This window comes from Microvirga pakistanensis (assembly GCF_004458765.1).
GTDB lineage: Bacteria > Pseudomonadota > Alphaproteobacteria > Rhizobiales > Beijerinckiaceae > Microvirga > Microvirga pakistanensis.
Genome location: NZ_SPJX01000525.1, coordinates 1 through 223, shown reverse-complemented (window position 1 = coordinate 223; position 223 = coordinate 1). Strand labels below are relative to the sequence as shown.

Genomic DNA, 223 nt, shown 5'->3' with positions numbered 1-223 from the left:
GTGAAGCCCGGATCGCACAGAAGGCGTCCGCCGATTTCGACCGGCGGGAAGACGGGCGTGATGGCGGATGTCGCCAGGAGGTGCTCGGGCGCAACCTCCCCCTGCGCGGTAGCGAAGACAACCTCGTCGCCCGTTTCCAAATCGACGCAGACGGCGGTGAAGCGGATGTCGCCCCGGTTCAACCGTCCGAAATCGATAAGCCGCTCCAGGGTGTCCCGCAGCG

At 66.4% G+C, this 223-nt stretch carries 1 protein-coding gene; it reads right to left on the bottom strand.

Annotation, left to right across the window (positions count from 1 at the left end; genetic code table 11):
• Positions 1–223 (bottom strand): patatin-like phospholipase family protein (locus E4K09_RS23665; RefSeq protein ID WP_425293878.1); only part of this gene is annotated, 223 nt, incomplete at both ends.